Here is a 15,512-nt window from a genome sequence, read left to right on the forward strand (position 1 = left end):
GAGCATCGGTCCAGCAGTAAGATCACCTCTGCCGGGGAGCAGCCGATATCTGGAGCTCTGCTTGCTACTGGCAGGAAGGTAATAAGGTATAGTGATATAAGCGTTTTGGCTTGTAATGCAGGCAGGCTGGGGGCAGCATGGGGGCATGAAAAAGATCATGCACCTTCTTTCCTCGGCTCTTTTCACCGGTTTTCTCTATGCCGGGAGTGCGTATGCAGAGACCGAAGGGGGAAGTAAAGAGGTCGCTCCCTCCGCTGCGGAAAAACGTGTTATTCAAAACCGTATTGATGCTGTGCGTAACGGTCAAGAACGCGCAGCCATAGAAAGCCAAAGTGCTGTATGGAAGATGACAACCTTCCTGTGTCAGGATGCAGCGCGGGCTGTATTGAAAAAAAGAGGCTCAGGGCGACGGTTTTTCCTACAGGATGACCAACCTGAGAGTCAGGTTTTTGTGGGGCCGGACCTTCTGACCGGACGCGGGCAGTTCAGTCTGAAAAAAGACCCCATGCAGTGGGTTCCATTTACGTGGGCATGCCATCTTAACCCCCAAACAGCTAAGGTTGTGCGGTTTGATGTGACCCCGGTAAGCAAGGCTGCTGATGTCTCGGCAAGTCAGCCGGTTTGTAAGGCAAAAGAGTTACATCTGACTGTTGATGATCAGAATGGGGCTTTTAATGGAATGTCCCATTCCGGAACGATGGTCACGTTGAAGAACGTAGGGGCCACTCCTTGTTCTGTTCCGGCTTATCCGGTGGTGGAACTTCAGGACAGTGCAGGGAATAGTTTGCCGGCTGTCCGTCAGAAAGACGGCGCTACGGCTTCGGATATAAAGAACGGCCAGCCGCAAGGTAAGGCAGCCATTACACTCCCGGCGGCAGGTGAGGTGCATACTGCTCTGCGGTGGGTTTCCGGCGATGTATATGATGACAGCCATAATTGTATGACGGCTGCGGCTCTTCAGGTGAAATGGGATGATGGACGGCAGATCGCGCGTGTTCCTGTGCAGGCTCACGTGTGCGCACCCGCCCATAAGAGTGCGGAATTCGAACAGGCACCATTGAGCCCTGCGAAGGCTGCGCCGTAGAAGAGGGAGAGGGTTCTCTGGTGAGGGTTTAATCGTGTTTCTTCGGCAACTGACCTATCTGCTCGCGCTTGATCGCTTTCATCATTTTTCTCGCGCGGCGGAAGCCTGTGGGGTTTCTCAACCTGCGCTCTCGGCGGGTATTCGGCAGTTGGAAGCGGAGTTGGGTATTACCATCATCCAGCGAAACCGTCGGTTTTTTGGTCTGACAGCGGAAGGGGAGCGCGTGCTGGCGTGGGCACGCCAGACGCTGGCCGCCTTGGATGGTTTGCGCCAGGAGGCTGCCCTTGCGCAGGATGTAGCTGGCGGGTCGCTCGCCATTGGGGTCATTCCGGCAGCTAGGGCCTGTTAGCACTTGATCCAGTCTGCGGCGGCAGCGATGTGGATGACCGCGAGAAACGACGTTGCTGTTTTTTCGTATCTGGTTGCGACAGCGCGCCACTCCTTGAGGCGAGCCCAGAGGTTCTAGACAAGATGTCGACACCGATAGGCCCATTTTGGGCAGGCGACCGGCCCATCGCGTCGTTTCGCAGGAATGGCGGGCCGGGCTCCCATGTCCCATATCCGTTCACGAAAGGCATTCGACGCATAGCCCTTGTCCGCCACTACCCACAGGGGAATGGCGGGAAGGTTGTCGAGCATGGCTGGTGCCAGGGGCAGTTCATGAGCCTGTCCGGGGGCCAGCGCAAAACCGAAGGCTTTTCCATGTCCATCAGCGATCACGCAGACTTTCGTGCCATAGCCGCTGCGAGAGCGGCCAAGTGCTTCACGATGGTCCCGCTCTTCGAAAGAGGCCCCTTTTTTTGGGCTCCCGTCGCCTTGTGGTGAGCCCTGATGTTCGTACCATCCAGAAAAGTCATTCCGAACGCCACTCCCTGTTGTTCCTGAACCAGTTCGAGCAGGCGTTCCCATACGCCGAGTTTCGCCCAGCGGATGAAAAGCTGCGCCGCCCGCCACAGAGGTGGTCCCCATTTTTCGGACAGGGCGATAAGCTATCATCTGGCCTGAACGAGGACGGGTTTTATGGGCAAGGTTACGCGGAAACGGTATGCGGCAGAGTTTAAGTCACGGGTTGCGCTGGAGGCGATCCGTGGGGAACTGACGCTGGCGGAACTGGCTTCGAAACATGGCGTGCATCAGACGATGATCGCCCAATGGAAGCGCCAGGCGATCGAAGGCATGGCAAGCCTTTTTTCTGGTAAGTCAGTAACGGAACCTTCAGTCAGCCCTGCTGATGTAGAGAAACTGCACGCCAAGATCGGCCAGTTGCTGGTGGAACGGGATTTTTTGCGGGATGCCTCTGCTCGGTTGGGCGTGATCAGAGGCGGCAGATGATTGACCCGAAGAGAGCATGCCTGCCGATAATCCGGCAATGCACGCTACTGCAACTCAACCGGTCGGGCGTCTACTATCGGCCTGTGCCACAGAGCGAAGCCAATCTGGAGCTGATGCGGCTGATCGACGCCCAGTTCCTGGAAACGCCGTATTATGGCTCACGGCAGATGACATGGCATCTGCGCCGCCTGGGACATGAAGTGGGCCGCAAGCGGGTCCGGCGGCTCATGGCGATCATGGGCCTGCGGGCGATCTACCAGAAGCCGCGCACGACCGTGCCCCATCCGGAGCATCGGAAATATCCATATCTGCTACGGGATCTGGTCATCAATCGGCCTGACCAGGTCTGGTGTTCCGATATCACATATATTCCCATGAAACGGGGATTTCTCTATCTCGTGGCGATCATGGACTGGTTCACGCGCAAGGTCCTGTCCTGGCGTCTGTCGAACACGATGGACGTGGAGTTCTGTATCGAGGCGCTACAGGATGCCCTCATGCGCTATGGCGCCCCGGACATTTTCAATACTGACCAGGGGTCGCAATTTACGACACCCCGTTTCACCGGGATACTGGAAGAGCGTCAGATCCGCATCAGTATGGACGGGCGTGGGCGATGGCTGGACAACGTGTTCATCGAGCGTCTGTGGCGGTCGCTGAAATATGAATGCGTCTACCTGCACGCGTTCGAGACCGGATCAGAGCTGAGGGCCGGGCTTGGCAGATGGATCGCCCATTATAACGAAAGGCGTCCGCATACGGCGCTGGCTGGACGAACGCCCGATGAGGCGTATCATAACGTGCCGACGCCATCTGGTCCGGGGTTAACCCCGGACCAGATGGCCAACAGCAACGCCGTCAGAAGGGCGGCATAACAACAACCGGGTATAGCTTATCAAGCCCGCAAAACTGTCCGAACGGACGGGACCACCTCTGGTGCGTGCTCATGCTGGTCAAGGAAGAGCGTGACGAACAGGGTAGCCAGGGCCTCATGATCAGCAATGATCCGACAGTAACGATCTGCCTTGTGCCCACTGCGCTCCAACCGGTTCAGTGTAGATTTGCCAGCCAATGCTGCGCAGTTTGCCCGGCCTCCTGACAGACGGCCCGAGGCCAGACCAAAGATCAGGTCATGCCGCAGGGCATCGTGATCATTGAGATCTTCATAGCCCAGTGCCAGGCCCATGATCCGCTGACGGACTAGGTCTTCAACCCGGTATTCCACAAAGCCGGGATGCCGTTCATCGCGAAAACAGGCAGCAAAGCGGCGGCTGAGACCCAGAATGTCATCAGCCTGCTTCACCAGAATGACGCCCCCATCCGAACTCATGCGACCCCCGTCAAAACGGGCCACAACACGCCGTCCACAGGAGGCTGGAAACTCATACGCGCCTGCGCTACACTCTGTCTGCATCGGGTTCGTTTATTGCTTATGAAAAATTCTTTTGTACAAAACAGACTTTTTCATAATCTAACCCGATGTACAACCCTTCTGTGAGATTTCCGCGTCGAGATCATCCGGCGGTCAGAGACAGCAAAAGGGTTTGAAATCCTGCCGCGTCGGTGGGTTGTTGAACGGACCTTCGGTTGGATGATCCGCTGGCGTCGCCTTGTGAAGGACTACGAACAGCGGATCGACGTCGCAGAGGCCATGATCCACATCGCCATGGGAAGCCTCATGCTACGCCGAAACGCTCATCCGTGAATTTCCAAAAGGGCTCTAAGACGTCATAGCCTTAGCCTCAAGTCGAGTGTCGGATAGCTTACAGCTTCCACTGTTTGCCTGAGGTTTTCTGTAGTAATACCTGAGAGATAGGTCGTGGCCCCTTGGCTTTTATGGCTGGCTTCATGACCAAGGAGGGCATCAATCCAGAGCTCTCTCAGGTCTCCAGCCTGATTGCGCAGGCGTGTGGACACTGTGTGACGGAAACTATGGAACGTGATGGTAGCAGGTAGGCCAATCGTTGTTTTAAACTTCGAGAAATTTCGGCCAAAGTCTGTGCCACGTGGGCCGCTTTTGGGGGTTTTCAGTTCAGAGAAGAGGAATTTCTCGCCTTCGTTCTTGAGGTCCAGAATGCCCCATTCCAGCAAGGCACTATGGATGGGTACGTTACGGGCGCCTGCTTCTGTCTTGGGTGTCCATTTATCTTCGGGGTGGGGGCGGATAAGGAAACAGGGGATACCATCAACCTCCTGAATATCCTCATTGCGCAGGTTGCAGATTTCTCCCAACCTCATACCGCTATAGGCAGCAACCAGTGTAATGCCTGCAAAGGTTGCTTGCGAGATGGTGCTGCACGTCCATGGTGAAGACGAAAGTAGGGCTAGTTCATCGTCTGTCCATGCCCTGCGGGGATTTCGCTTGGTCAGGTCAAAATCCCAATTGCTCCAAGGGTTCTTCTCTGCAATTTCACGGCGAATAAGCTGGTTCCACAGGGCTGAGAGCCGCATAAAGTGGTTCTTCACGCTCTTGCCACTGAGGGTTGGCAGGTCATACTCCTGCGCCCGTTCGACCTCAGCGTTTAAATCCATCTCCTGTTTGCCTTTGGCGTAGGAGGTCGGGAGGGAGAAAAGCAGGTCTCGAAACTCCCCAGCGACGCGCCCGGTAATTTCTTTAACCGGCTTATCGCCAAAAGCCTGCACAAAGAGTGCTACCGTGCGGGCTGTTTCTTTCTTGGTGGCCTCACTTTTCTGGTTGTCAGCCAACAAAGCCGTCTGAAGGGCGTCTGTCAGACGTGGGGAGGATGGGAGAACTGGGGCCGGAGACGGTGTAGGGGGTGCCAACTGATGGGAAGGTGGCACTGCGCCGGGAGACTGAGAGAGGGCAGGGCCAGTCTGGAACAGTTTGACTAGGGTCGCATGAAGCCGCTCTATCTCTTCGGTCTTGCGGGCAAGGCTGGCCTTGTCTTGCATGGTGCCCGTTATCATGTCCTTGCGTAGTTTTATCATGTTCTGGTTCAGACGTTCCAACGCCTCAGAAGAATAGGCGATGAAGGCTCTTGTCTTGAGCAGGTCTGCATAGCGGGTCATGCTGGCACGGTAGCGTTCAAGTTTGAGTTGCCCTGCGGCAGCGCGTTCGCTGTTTTCTATGACCTTTTCCTGCTGTTTGATGATGTCTTCATACAGGGCCAGAAGGTCGTCTTTGGTGATGGGTTTCTTCTGGGCTGGGTCAGTCATGAGGCGGGCCGTTCTAAATAGCGCACTCGTCTGGGCATGGAGGGCCATGGCAGAGAGGCGGGCTTCTGATTTGTTCCCCGTTTTGAGGGAAATCCAGAACTCAGTTTTGCCGAAGAGGGGCCGTAAGGCAACGGGGACGACGCGCCGAAAATGGTAATGGGTGCCTACGAGAGCCAGCATTGAGAACTTCTCCAGTTTGGAGAAGGACTATGGAGAAGCGGGTTTACACTTCACCGCTTTCAAATTTTCTCAATAAAATCAATGTATTAAGGTATGCGAACTGCGGGACTCGAACCCGCACGCTTCGGTCGCAACCAATCAGACAACCTATTGAAACAGAACGATAATTTCAGATGAAATCATCCTTCACATGGTGACTGCGGGTTCACTCTGTGGGCAAACCCGTGGGGCAGTCAAGAGAGTGGTGCAGGGTTTAATCTAGCGGATTGCTTATCAGTGTTTCGTTGTTGAATAGCGCCAATAGTTTCTGTTATGTAATACGGATTGTATTACGGAGATGTGTCATGGAAACAGTTGTTGTGCGGAAACAGGGAAATTCTATTGGAATTACCCTTCCTGCTGAAACACGTATTCGGCTGGGTCTGGAAGTAGGGCAGGAACTCACGCTTGTTGAGATGGCCGATGGCATTAAGCTGGTGAAGCGTAATTTAAAGTTGGAACGTCAGATGCAAATGGCGCGTGAGACGCTTCGAGAGCAGGCTGATGCGCTTCAGGAACTGGCCAAGCGATAATGACGGAGAAGCCAGAGTTTCTCGAACCAGATGTGGTGCTGTTCATGCATGACCAAGCACTCAGGGAATATGGCGGCACACAAGGCATCAAAAGCGAAGACTTGTTGCATAGTGCATTAGCGCGGCCAGAAAATCGTTGGCATTATGCGGAGAGTGAAGCGCCTGATATGGCTACTTTGGCGGCAGCCTATGCTTACGGTATAGCCCGCAATCATCCTTTTAATGATGCAAACAAGCGGACGGCCTGGAGTTGCTGTGTGCTGTTTCTGAGAGTGAATGGGGTGCGTATTCAGGTCCATGCCCCAGAGGCGGTAGAGGTTATGGTGACACTTGCTTCAGGGGGTATGGAAGAGGAAGCATTTGCTGTCTGGCTACGACAACACTTTGTTTGTCATTAACGTTCAGTTTTCTCATAAAGTTTAAGGGCACACAGGCGGTTGTCTTTCTGCATACCCTTTAAACTATGCTAAACTGATATGGCGTATGTAAAAGCTATTTCTTTTTACGACCGTTAGGTAGTATATCCGCAACGCGTTCCTTGAATGTATTTATAAGTGCAGTATCTATATCGGAAAGAGTATTAGTTATTATTTCACCGCCGGCTGCCTCACCAAAATCAAATTTATATTTTACTTCCTTGCTTTCATATAAATCGAATAAACGACCGGCACGTTCTTTGCCATAAAATACAACAAACTTACCCTTGTAATCCTTGAATTCTATAGAATCAATAGCAGAAAATAATTCATCTGTATCTGAAAGAAAAGCAAGCCTCTTCTTTGTGTATTCAAAGACTTCCATTTCTGTTTCTGATGGTATTATTTCCTGTTCTTTATTGTCATCGTTTTCTGTTTTAGAAACATCTGCTGCGACTAGTGGTTTATCCGCCTCTTTATCTTTTGCGGGTAAATCAAGGCGTTGTAAAATTCTTAAGTTAATGAACTCGCCAAAGGCGCTTTTGGTCAAGGTTATATAGTCTGCCATCGCTTTCGAGCGGATGTTGCTAAGGCCAATACCCTGCAATAAAAGGCGTACAAATGCATCACTAGGCTCTTTAGCCAACTCTTCAATTTTTTGCACGAGATTCTGAAAAATTAGCTTTCTTTTAGCTTCGGCGCCAATGTTTTCTGGGTCAAAATTCGATTTTTGTAGGCTTTTTAAGCCGTCTACTACGGAGTCTTCAATCTTCCCCTTTGCGATATCATGTAAATCAAAAGAAAGGAAAGCGTTAGAGTCCATCATATTGGGTTCATCTGAATCGGCATAGAATTCGTAGACCATACCATCAGTGATGACGCCCATTTTCACGGTGGGGGCTGCATTGAAATAAGAACGCAGTTGTCCTCTATCGTCTTTTAGTTCAGAGCCTAGAGACTTGCATTCAATAGCAATAACAGGAGCTCCTTCTTTTAAGATAGCAAAGTCCACCCTATTTTTATACTTATCAGAAAAGTCTGCGTTATGTTCTGGACACACCTCATCAGGGTTCATGGTGTCGTAGCCCAGAAAATTAATTAAAGGCAGGACAAGAAAGAGTTTGGTGGCTTCTTCATTATTGCAGCGTGTCGATATGCTAATCATTCGTTCAGAAAAGATTTTAAATTTTTGACGAAAATCATCTGACATAAGCTCGAATCCTAGTGCGGCTAAAAAAGGGTTTGCGACTATCGCATTAGATTGAATAAAAAGAAACACGAGTGCTTATGAGTTTGACGCAAAGATGGCTGGAACACTGCTTACTATCGCTCCGGAATGTTTGCGAAACTGAGGGAGAGGTTGATTCTATAATCCGTACATTTTCTGATAGGAAAAAATGAAGAGCAGCTTCGGATGCATTAAGGTTGGAATATAGAAAGCCAGCCGTGCAAACCAGCGGACACGTTGTGTCGCGATGGTTTGCAAGCAGGCAAGGGGGAGTAACCTCCCCCGTTGACCCCCTTGTCTAGTTAGTTTTCCAGAATATCCAGAGCTGGCAAGGTTTTTACGATTTTCATGGTTTTAAGGCTGATAGTCAGTACCCGAAGGAACAGTTCCAACGGGTAACGTGGGTTACCCATAGTTTCGATAGCCCAGTCATTGGCATCATTTACAATACCGCTGGCCTTGTCGGTTTTGACGCACTGACGTTCGACAACCCACTCCAGTGCAGCCTTGCCATTTACAATGTAATCGTAGGCTTCCAGTGGGATACCGGTTATGGTGATACGGTCATTGTAATGCAGGACGCTTTTGTCTTTACCCTTGCCGTATTTCATCTTTTCAACCCGGAAGGCTTCAGGTGACAGGGGGCCTTTGCCATAATCGACCTTTACACCCTCGTAGATGGGCTGGCTGTCAAAATTGACATGCATTTCTCCAAGTCTGCGACCTGCATCGCTGAATGCTATGAACGCCTCATATGTTTTGACACGAGGAATGCGGGGTAACTCTTTGCGTAGGGTGTCAGCATAGCGTTGCCGATATTCCTCAGAGTGCAGGATACCGTAGACGTAATAGAACAACTCTCTCTTGCTAATGGTCTGGCCCGGATAAGCATCTTGGAAATGCTTTAATCCTTCATCTGTAATGGCCTCACGGCGTACAAGGCGTGGCTGAGTTGAGGGCTGTTCAAAGAGGCTACCTTGAGAAATGCTCATTGGTTGTCCTCCGTGTCGTAAAGGAACATCGGGAAGCATTGGCCCCCGTGCAGTAGGTGCAGGTCTGGTGTGGATGACGCCATTATTGCTGAGAACGGACGGTCTTCTCCCGGGCTGGATGTGCAGATAACCAGATTTATCTCTTGACACTCTGTCAGGCAGCGCGTTTGCTCTGTTGCTCTGTTGCTCTGTTGCTCTGTTGCTCTGTTGCTCTGTTGCTCTGTTGCTCTGTTGCTCTGTTGCTCTGTTGCTCTGTTGCTCTGTTGCTCTGTTGCTCTGTTGCTCTGTTGCTCTGTTGCTCTGTTGCTCTGTTGCTCTGTTGCTCTGTTGCTCTGTTGCTCTGTTGCTCTGTTGCTCTGTTGCTCTGTTGCTCTGTTGCTCTGTTGCTCTGTTGCTCTGTTGCTCTGTTGCTCTGTTTCATAAGCAAATTGCGGGAAGGCCTGATAGCCCCCCATTGCGGGGGCGAGGTTTAAATCAATAATGTTATTGGTCATGAAAGCTGAAAAACCCTTGTCTCCTCCCAACCCGGGAACGCAGATTACTTGATTGTATGCTATTGCATTAGGGAAAATCCGAGGCATTTGGTAGACGCGCTCGTTGAGTTTACGGTCGTAGTAAAGCCACTGGCGCGTGAATGGGCGGTAGATAGATTGGGTTAGAGCATTTTCTGAAAAATCTAATTGTGCATTCCGTGCAAAATCCTGCTTGAAGCCATCTGACCAACTTATCGTTGTTGGGTCTGTATCAATAAAGCTGGAAAGTGCTTTTTCTCGCTCTTTTCTATTGAGGGAGGGGAAACTATTGTTAAAGCGGTTCAGTTCTGAGTTGTATGAATCAATAGTGGCCTGTACATTCGAGGTTAGGCGGCTTTTCCCTGCATTATAACACCAGGCATCGCGTTGTGTTTTTACGCCTGCTGAATAAATGGAAAACAAGGTTGCCCCAGCATCTTTATCTTTGCTTCCAATAGAAATGAATTTTTCGAAGCTGTCGTCCCTCTGCCTTAGCCAGTCGCCATGCTCATCTGGGGCAACATTTTGCCATAGGCCTGCTTCGGTTAACCCGTTTATGCTGGTTAATTCTCTAATTTTTTTCAGTTTTTGCTCGCGTGTCAGGTAATCCCCAATATCATGAAACAGGATGTGTCCCTGTTTTTTTGCTTCAGGGTTTTTTACCAAAATGGAAATGGCTGGGGGAACCATAATATCAAAAATATTACCGCCTTCCCGTTTGGCTAAATCCCCGGATTTTCCGCGGATGCCGCCACGTAAGTGAAAGACAAAGAGAGAGGAAAATTCTTCTCCTAAGCATTGACGAAGACCATTTGCGGAGTTGGATTCCAGAAAGCCCGCGTTAGTTATGAAGCCGATAACACCACAAGTTCCAACACGGTCAGAAGCCCAGCGAATAGCTCGAATATAGCTGTCATAAAGAGCACGTTTGTTTGTTGCCGTTGTTCGCTTTGCGTAGGTTTCGGCAATACGGGCATCCAGTGCGGGGTAAGCCACATTCTGGTTGTTATCGTTCCCGCTTGCCTGTCCGACGGAATAGGGCGGGTTGCCCATAATGACGCGGATATCGAGCTTTTTCTGTTTTTTGATACGTTTATTGTTGTCTTCCAGTGTGGAACCAATCAGGTCATGCGCTTCATTCAGGCGGAAGGTATCTGTCAGGCAAATACCTTCAAATGGCTCGTACTTCCCGTCCATGAGGTCAGAGAAGGTCGCTTCGATGTTGATAGAGGCAATGTAATAGGCCAGCAGGACAATTTCGTTGGCGTGAAGTTCATGTTTGAACTTGTGGAGTAGCTGTTCTTTTGTAATCAGGCCACTTTGCAGCAGGCGGGTAATGAAGGTTCCGGTGCCTGTGAAGGGGTCCATGATATGGACACCCTCGCTGCCCAGTGTCTGGCCGAACTCGCTTTCCAGCACATCATTGATGGAGTGAATGATAAAGTCCACGACTTCCAGCGGGGTGTAGACAATCCCGAGGCGCTCTTTCAGTCGGGGGAAGGCCTGCTGGAAAAACCCATCATACAGTTCCTTGATGACCTTCTGCCGACCATAAGCCGTATCGATCCCCGAGGCGCGTTCACGCACATTGGCATAAAAGTCTTCCAGCGTGTCGGCTTCCTTGTGCAGGCTGTGCTTATCCAGAGCATCCAGAACAGACTGCATGGCCTTGGACATGGGATTGTCGGAGACAAAACTGTGGCCTGAGAACAGGGCTTCAAACACCGGACGGGTAATGAGGTGCTGGGCCAGCATCTCGATAATTTCTTCCCGATTAATGCTGTCATTCAGTTCGGAGCGCAGGTCAGACACGAATTGGTCGAACGCGGCCCGCGCCTGAACATTATCGGGGTTATCAAGGATTGTGGTGATACGGGTAATGTGGGTCTGGGCAATCTTGGCAATATCCCCAGCCCAGTCCTCCCAGTGGTGGCGGTTACCAACTTTTTTGACAATTTTTGCATAGATGGCGCGTTCGATTTCCCCAACTTGGAACGGGATAGGGGCCTGACGTTCGTCTGTCTGAGGGGTGGCTTTTTTTCCAAGAGTGTAAGATGCGTGCGCTTTCTGGGCTGTTCCGGTGCTCAGAGCCATCGTCTTCTGAGTGATTTTCTTTGTAACCGCGATGACTTCCATGCGCGACGTGTCAGGCTTCGCCTGAAGGTCCATCTTATTAACCATGTTGTCGAAGCGATCGTCGTGAGACCGAAGTGCCTGAAGCACCTGCCAGACCACCTTATAGGCCTGATTATTGTCCAGAGACTGTTCGGGCGGTGTGCCAGCAGGGATGACAACGGGCAGAACCACATAACCCCGCTTTTTGCCGGGTGCATTCCGCATCACGCGACCGACCGATTGCACCACATCAACCTGAGAATTACGAGGTGTCAGGAACAGGACGGCATCAAGAGCAGGAACATCCACACCTTCAGAAAGGCATCGAACATTCGATAGCACCCGGCAGACTTTGTCACGCGTTTCCTCTTTCAGCCATGAGAGCTTGCCTTCTTTCTCGCTGGCATTCATCCCGCCATCGACATGTTCTGCTTCGCAGGTCAGGTAGGCTTCCGGTTCGATACCGTCCCCTTTCTGGTATTCCTCGACTACTTTCTGGAACATGTCAGCAATCTGAATGGAACTGACCTTGTGGGCGCGTCCTTTGTAGTCAGGAGAGATCACCTGACAGAACGCCACGGCCCGCTTCATGGGGGCGGGGTCATCAACACCCTCTTGGGATAAACCAATCTTTGCCAGAGCTTTCCAGCATCCGATAATCTTGGCAGCGTCATCGACCTTCAAGCCATTTTCGGGGTCGTCAAGAAGCTTCTGAAGTCTTGCACTGACTGTGCCTTCATCTACAGCCAGCACAATGACCTTATAATCGACCAAGAGTTCGCGTCTGACAGCCTCGGAGAAGGTGATGACATGGAACTCTGGGCCAAAAATCTCGGCATTGTTCATGCCATAGACAATGGCTCCCTCTTTTTCAGCTTTCTCCTGGGCCACATCACCATAAATCCGGGGTGTGGCAGTCATGTAGAGGCGACGCTGGCCGTGCAGATAATCCTGATTATGGACTCTCACAAAGGCGCTGTCGTTTTCTTCTCCACCAAAGGTCACGCCGGTCGTCCGATGAGCTTCATCGCAGACAATCAGATTGAATTCCGGGAAGCCATGCTCTTTCTGGGCCTGACTGATGACATCAATGGAATGATAGGTGGAGAACACCACTGTCATATGCGTAGCGTCATGACGTTTCTGGTATTCGGTCGCCAGTCGCTCCGGATTTGTGGTCGCAGGGTAGCGAAGTTCGTGAACCTTGACCTTGATTTCGTCGTCGTTCGACGCCTTCTTTTTGCCCACGTCGCTGTCTGAACAGACAGCAAAGCTGTGTAGGGGAATCTGACTTTCCTGTGTCCATTCCGTGAGGGACTGGGAGAGTAGGGACAAGCTGGGAACCAGAAACAGGACGCGACCACCCGCACCAACCAGCTCTTCTGCCAGTTTCAGGCTGGTGAAGGTCTTGCCTGTTCCACAGGCCATGATGAGACGGCCACGGTTATGGTTTTTGAAACCGGCCAGCACGTTCCCGATAGCCGTTTTCTGATGTTCGCGAGGCTTCTTTTTCTCCCGCAGGACGGGATTCTGTTTCGGCTGATACTGTGACCAGTCGATGATGCTGGTTTCAAGGTCGAGCAGATCAATCTTGCTAACGGGCGGGTGCTGGTTGGCCAGTGTGTCTTCGGCGTTGCTGTTCCAGTAGTTCGTGGTCGCGACAATGACGCGATGGGAGAACCAGCTTTTGCCGGACGCTGAGAAGAAGGTGTCGATATCTTTTTTGGTTATCTTGTGGTCAGGGGCATAGAATTTGCACTGGATAGCATGGAGATTGCCCGTACCTCGTTCTCTGGCCACAAGGTCGATACCTGTATCCTTGACAGGATACCCTTCTTCCTTTGCCCATCTCTTATAGGGCCAGACCTTGTCATAGAGATCGACATAGCTGGGTTCTGTCCGGAGATAGCAGATCACCAACTCCTCAAAATACGTCCCTTTTTCGCTCTCGGTAACTGCCATATGGCGCAGGGTATCAAGGAGGGTAGAAAGAGCAGACATAAACAGAGGCCTTCAAGGATAAGATATTTCATCTTATCGCTCAACGTCTGTCAGTAAAGTCGTGTCTTTATGACTCAGTAATGTGGAAGGATGAAATCGAGCCCTTCTTCCACACTTTCCATCTTTGCTGGGGCGAGAAATAAAGGCAGTAAACTGCCTTTATGGGGGTCAACGGGGGAAGTATTCCCCCTTGCCAGATGTTGAATGGGTAGCCATTCAACACTGCTGGCTCCCTTTTAAATCATCTGGTTTGCAAAGGCTGTTTCTGGGTAGCTTATGGCCTCTACGGTTTGTTGCAGATTGGTTGTTGAAATGCCTGTCAGATAGGTTGTGGTGCCCTGACTTTTATGGGTAGCTTCATGACCGAGTAAGCGGTCAATCCAGACCTCCCGGATATTGGCATCTGCGTTTCTGAGTTGGGTTGATACGGTGTGCCGGAATGAGTGGAATGTAATTTCAGCGGGCAGACCAATGCGGGTTTTGAGTAACGAGAAAGCCCGGCCCAGTGCTGCGCCCCTGATACCTTGCTTTGAAGTTTCCAAGCCGGGAATGAGGTGGGGGCCTTCCGTGGTCTCTGTCAGCATCAGCACACCGGCTTCAATGAGTTTTGAGTGGACAGGCACAATACGGGTGCCTGCTTCTGTTTTCGGTGCCCAGCCGGTTTCGGTATGGGGGCGGATAAGAAAGCAGGGGATGCCGTCAACGCTCTGTAGGTCTTCTTTCCGTAAGGTGCAGATTTCGCCCAGCCTCATGCCCGAATAGGCTGCAATCAATGTGACCAACCGGAAGGTCTCTTCTGGTACCGAAGTGCTATGCCATGATGCAGAAGCCAGCAAAGCCAGTTCTCTGGCAGTCCAGCTTCTTCTTATGGTTTTCTGTCCATTCTCGAAATTCCAGCCCGTCCACGGGTTGCGTGTGACCAATTCCCTTTGGTGTAACTGGTTCCACAGGGCAGAGAGGCGCATCATATGGTTTTTGACGCTCTTACCGCTTAAGGTTGGCAGACCTTCCTCTCTGGCCCGCTGAGCCTCTTCTTCAAGGGTAAGGCTGCTTTTACGTTTGCCAAGTGATGCTGGAAGGGAAAACAGCAGGTCACGGAAGGCTCCGGCCATCTCACCACCAATAATGGACACGGGGGCATCTCCAAAGGCTTGCAGGAACAGGTCTACAGCCCGCTGGGTCGCCTTTTTCGTATCGGCGCTGGCGTGGGGATTATCCAGCACAAAGCGTTTCAGGGCACCAGAGAGCATCAAAGGTTGGGCTTTGGGTGCTTTGGCCGGTTTCTTTGCTGTTCGGGGTTTTGGCATCGGTGCTGACACCGGCACGGACCCCGTTTCCTGAGTAGATGAAGGCAGGTTCACGCTCTGCAAATCCCGCAGTGCAACCCGCAGTCCCTCAAGCCTGCTTAAAGCGTCTGGTTCAGAGAGGGCCAGATGGGCCTGAGAAAATAATTCTGTGGTTCTGGCGTGAAGCAGAGAAGCGCGTTTGCGGGCTTCATTTTGGTAGCCTGTTTTCAAAGAAACCCAGATTTCCCGCCGGTTTAAGGCTGCTCGTAGGGCAGGGGGAACGATACGGCGGAAGTGGTAAGTAGTGCCTCGGACACGGAGCATAAAATCTTCCCTCGGTGGGGAAGGACGATGGAGCAAAGACAGCCTTTGCCCCTCATTCAGCCGAAAAATCGTGCTATTTCAGGTGTCTGTGGTGCGAACTGCGGGACTCGAACCTGCATCAACCCGCAGTGACACTTTTCTAACCCTTTGAAACAGCAAATAGAATGATGAGGCGCTGTCTTCTGGTTACTGAATTTCTTATATCGTTGGTTAAACATTCTGGGAAGTATCATGCTGAAAGTTGCTCAAAAGTAAGCTTGTTTCGGCCTTCATCCCGGATATGCAATATTGCG

9 protein-coding genes and 4 pseudogenes are annotated in these 15,512 nt (G+C 51.4%); 6 read left to right on the forward strand and 7 right to left on the reverse strand.

What is annotated here, in order from left to right:
• Window positions 1-157 precede the first annotated feature (157 nt).
• Together QWU00_RS08525 and QWU00_RS08530 are read left to right on the forward strand one after the other, a co-directional pair.
• Window positions 158-1,084: a DUF4232 domain-containing protein gene (locus QWU00_RS08525; RefSeq protein ID WP_166443822.1), complete on the forward strand. Its 927-nt coding sequence runs from the start codon at window positions 158-160 to the stop codon at window positions 1,082-1,084.
• Window positions 1,085-1,118: 34 nt separating this feature from the next.
• A pseudogene (locus QWU00_RS08530) lies at window positions 1,119-1,415 on the forward strand (LysR family transcriptional regulator); the annotation flags it as partial.
• Window positions 1,416-1,429: 14 nt separating this feature from the next.
• Here QWU00_RS08530 and QWU00_RS08535 read toward each other — a convergent pair.
• Window positions 1,430-2,067, reverse strand: a pseudogene (locus QWU00_RS08535) (IS5 family transposase); the annotation flags it as partial.
• A gap of 37 nt (window positions 2,068-2,104) precedes the next feature.
• On the opposite strand from QWU00_RS08535, the gene QWU00_RS08540 reads away from it, so the two are divergent.
• Window positions 2,105-3,291 (forward strand): IS3 family transposase gene (locus QWU00_RS08540; protein ID WP_150395534.1). Its coding sequence is split into 2 segments (ribosomal slippage): window positions 2,105-2,375 and window positions 2,375-3,291, totalling 1,188 coding nucleotides; the frame shifts between segments, so codons are not numbered across the junction.
• A 59-nt stretch (window positions 3,292-3,350) separates the two neighbouring features.
• On the opposite strand, the pseudogene QWU00_RS08545 reads toward QWU00_RS08540, so the two are convergent.
• Window positions 3,351-3,830, reverse strand: a pseudogene (locus QWU00_RS08545) (transposase); the annotation flags it as partial.
• 84 nt (window positions 3,831-3,914) lie between these two features.
• Here QWU00_RS08545 and QWU00_RS08550 point away from each other — a divergent pair.
• A pseudogene (locus tag QWU00_RS08550) lies at window positions 3,915-4,121 on the forward strand (transposase); the annotation flags it as partial.
• A 23-nt stretch (window positions 4,122-4,144) separates the two neighbouring features.
• On the opposite strand, the gene QWU00_RS08555 reads toward QWU00_RS08550, so the two are convergent.
• Window positions 4,145-5,773 (reverse strand): site-specific integrase, encoded by a 1,629-nt coding sequence (locus QWU00_RS08555; protein WP_035378264.1) that lies wholly within the window; start codon window positions 5,771-5,773, stop codon window positions 4,145-4,147.
• Window positions 5,774-6,117: 344 nt separating this feature from the next.
• On the opposite strand from QWU00_RS08555, the gene QWU00_RS08560 reads away from it, so the two are divergent.
• Window positions 6,118-6,345, forward strand: a complete 228-nt coding sequence (locus QWU00_RS08560; RefSeq protein ID WP_035378266.1) for an AbrB/MazE/SpoVT family DNA-binding domain-containing protein — start codon at window positions 6,118-6,120, stop codon at window positions 6,343-6,345.
• Window positions 6,345-6,743 (forward strand): type II toxin-antitoxin system death-on-curing family toxin, encoded by a 399-nt coding sequence (locus QWU00_RS08565; protein ID WP_035378267.1) that lies wholly within the window; start codon window positions 6,345-6,347, stop codon window positions 6,741-6,743. The genes QWU00_RS08560 and QWU00_RS08565 overlap by 1 nt, the downstream gene beginning before the upstream one ends.
• 94 nt (window positions 6,744-6,837) lie before the next feature.
• Here QWU00_RS08565 and QWU00_RS08570 read toward each other — a convergent pair whose 3' ends face one another.
• The 4 genes from QWU00_RS08570 to QWU00_RS08585 all read right to left on the reverse strand — a co-directional run bounded on the left by QWU00_RS08570 (window position 6,838) and on the right by QWU00_RS08585 (window position 15,219).
• Window positions 6,838-7,971: a type I restriction endonuclease gene (locus QWU00_RS08570; RefSeq protein ID WP_150395537.1), complete on the reverse strand. Its 1,134-nt coding sequence runs from the start codon at window positions 7,969-7,971 to the stop codon at window positions 6,838-6,840.
• A gap of 320 nt (window positions 7,972-8,291) precedes the next feature.
• Window positions 8,292-8,981, reverse strand: coding sequence for a type ISP restriction/modification enzyme (locus QWU00_RS08575; RefSeq protein ID WP_035378271.1), 690 nt, complete (start codon window positions 8,979-8,981; stop codon window positions 8,292-8,294).
• The gene (locus tag QWU00_RS08580; RefSeq protein ID WP_304651037.1) at window positions 8,978-13,609 is read right to left on the reverse strand and encodes a DEAD/DEAH box helicase; all 4,632 of its coding nucleotides are present in this window, start codon (window positions 13,607-13,609) and stop codon (window positions 8,978-8,980) included. Before QWU00_RS08580 ends, QWU00_RS08575 begins: the two co-directional genes overlap by 4 nt.
• A 236-nt stretch (window positions 13,610-13,845) precedes the next feature.
• Window positions 13,846-15,219 carry a DUF6538 domain-containing protein gene (locus tag QWU00_RS08585; protein ID WP_035381529.1) on the reverse strand — a complete coding sequence of 458 codons (1,374 nt, stop codon included), beginning with the start codon at window positions 15,217-15,219 and terminating at the stop codon, window positions 13,846-13,848.
• Window positions 15,220-15,512 lie beyond the last annotated feature (293 nt).

It is taken from the genome of Acetobacter tropicalis, assembly GCF_030644465.1.
Lineage (GTDB): Bacteria > Pseudomonadota > Alphaproteobacteria > Acetobacterales > Acetobacteraceae > Acetobacter > Acetobacter tropicalis.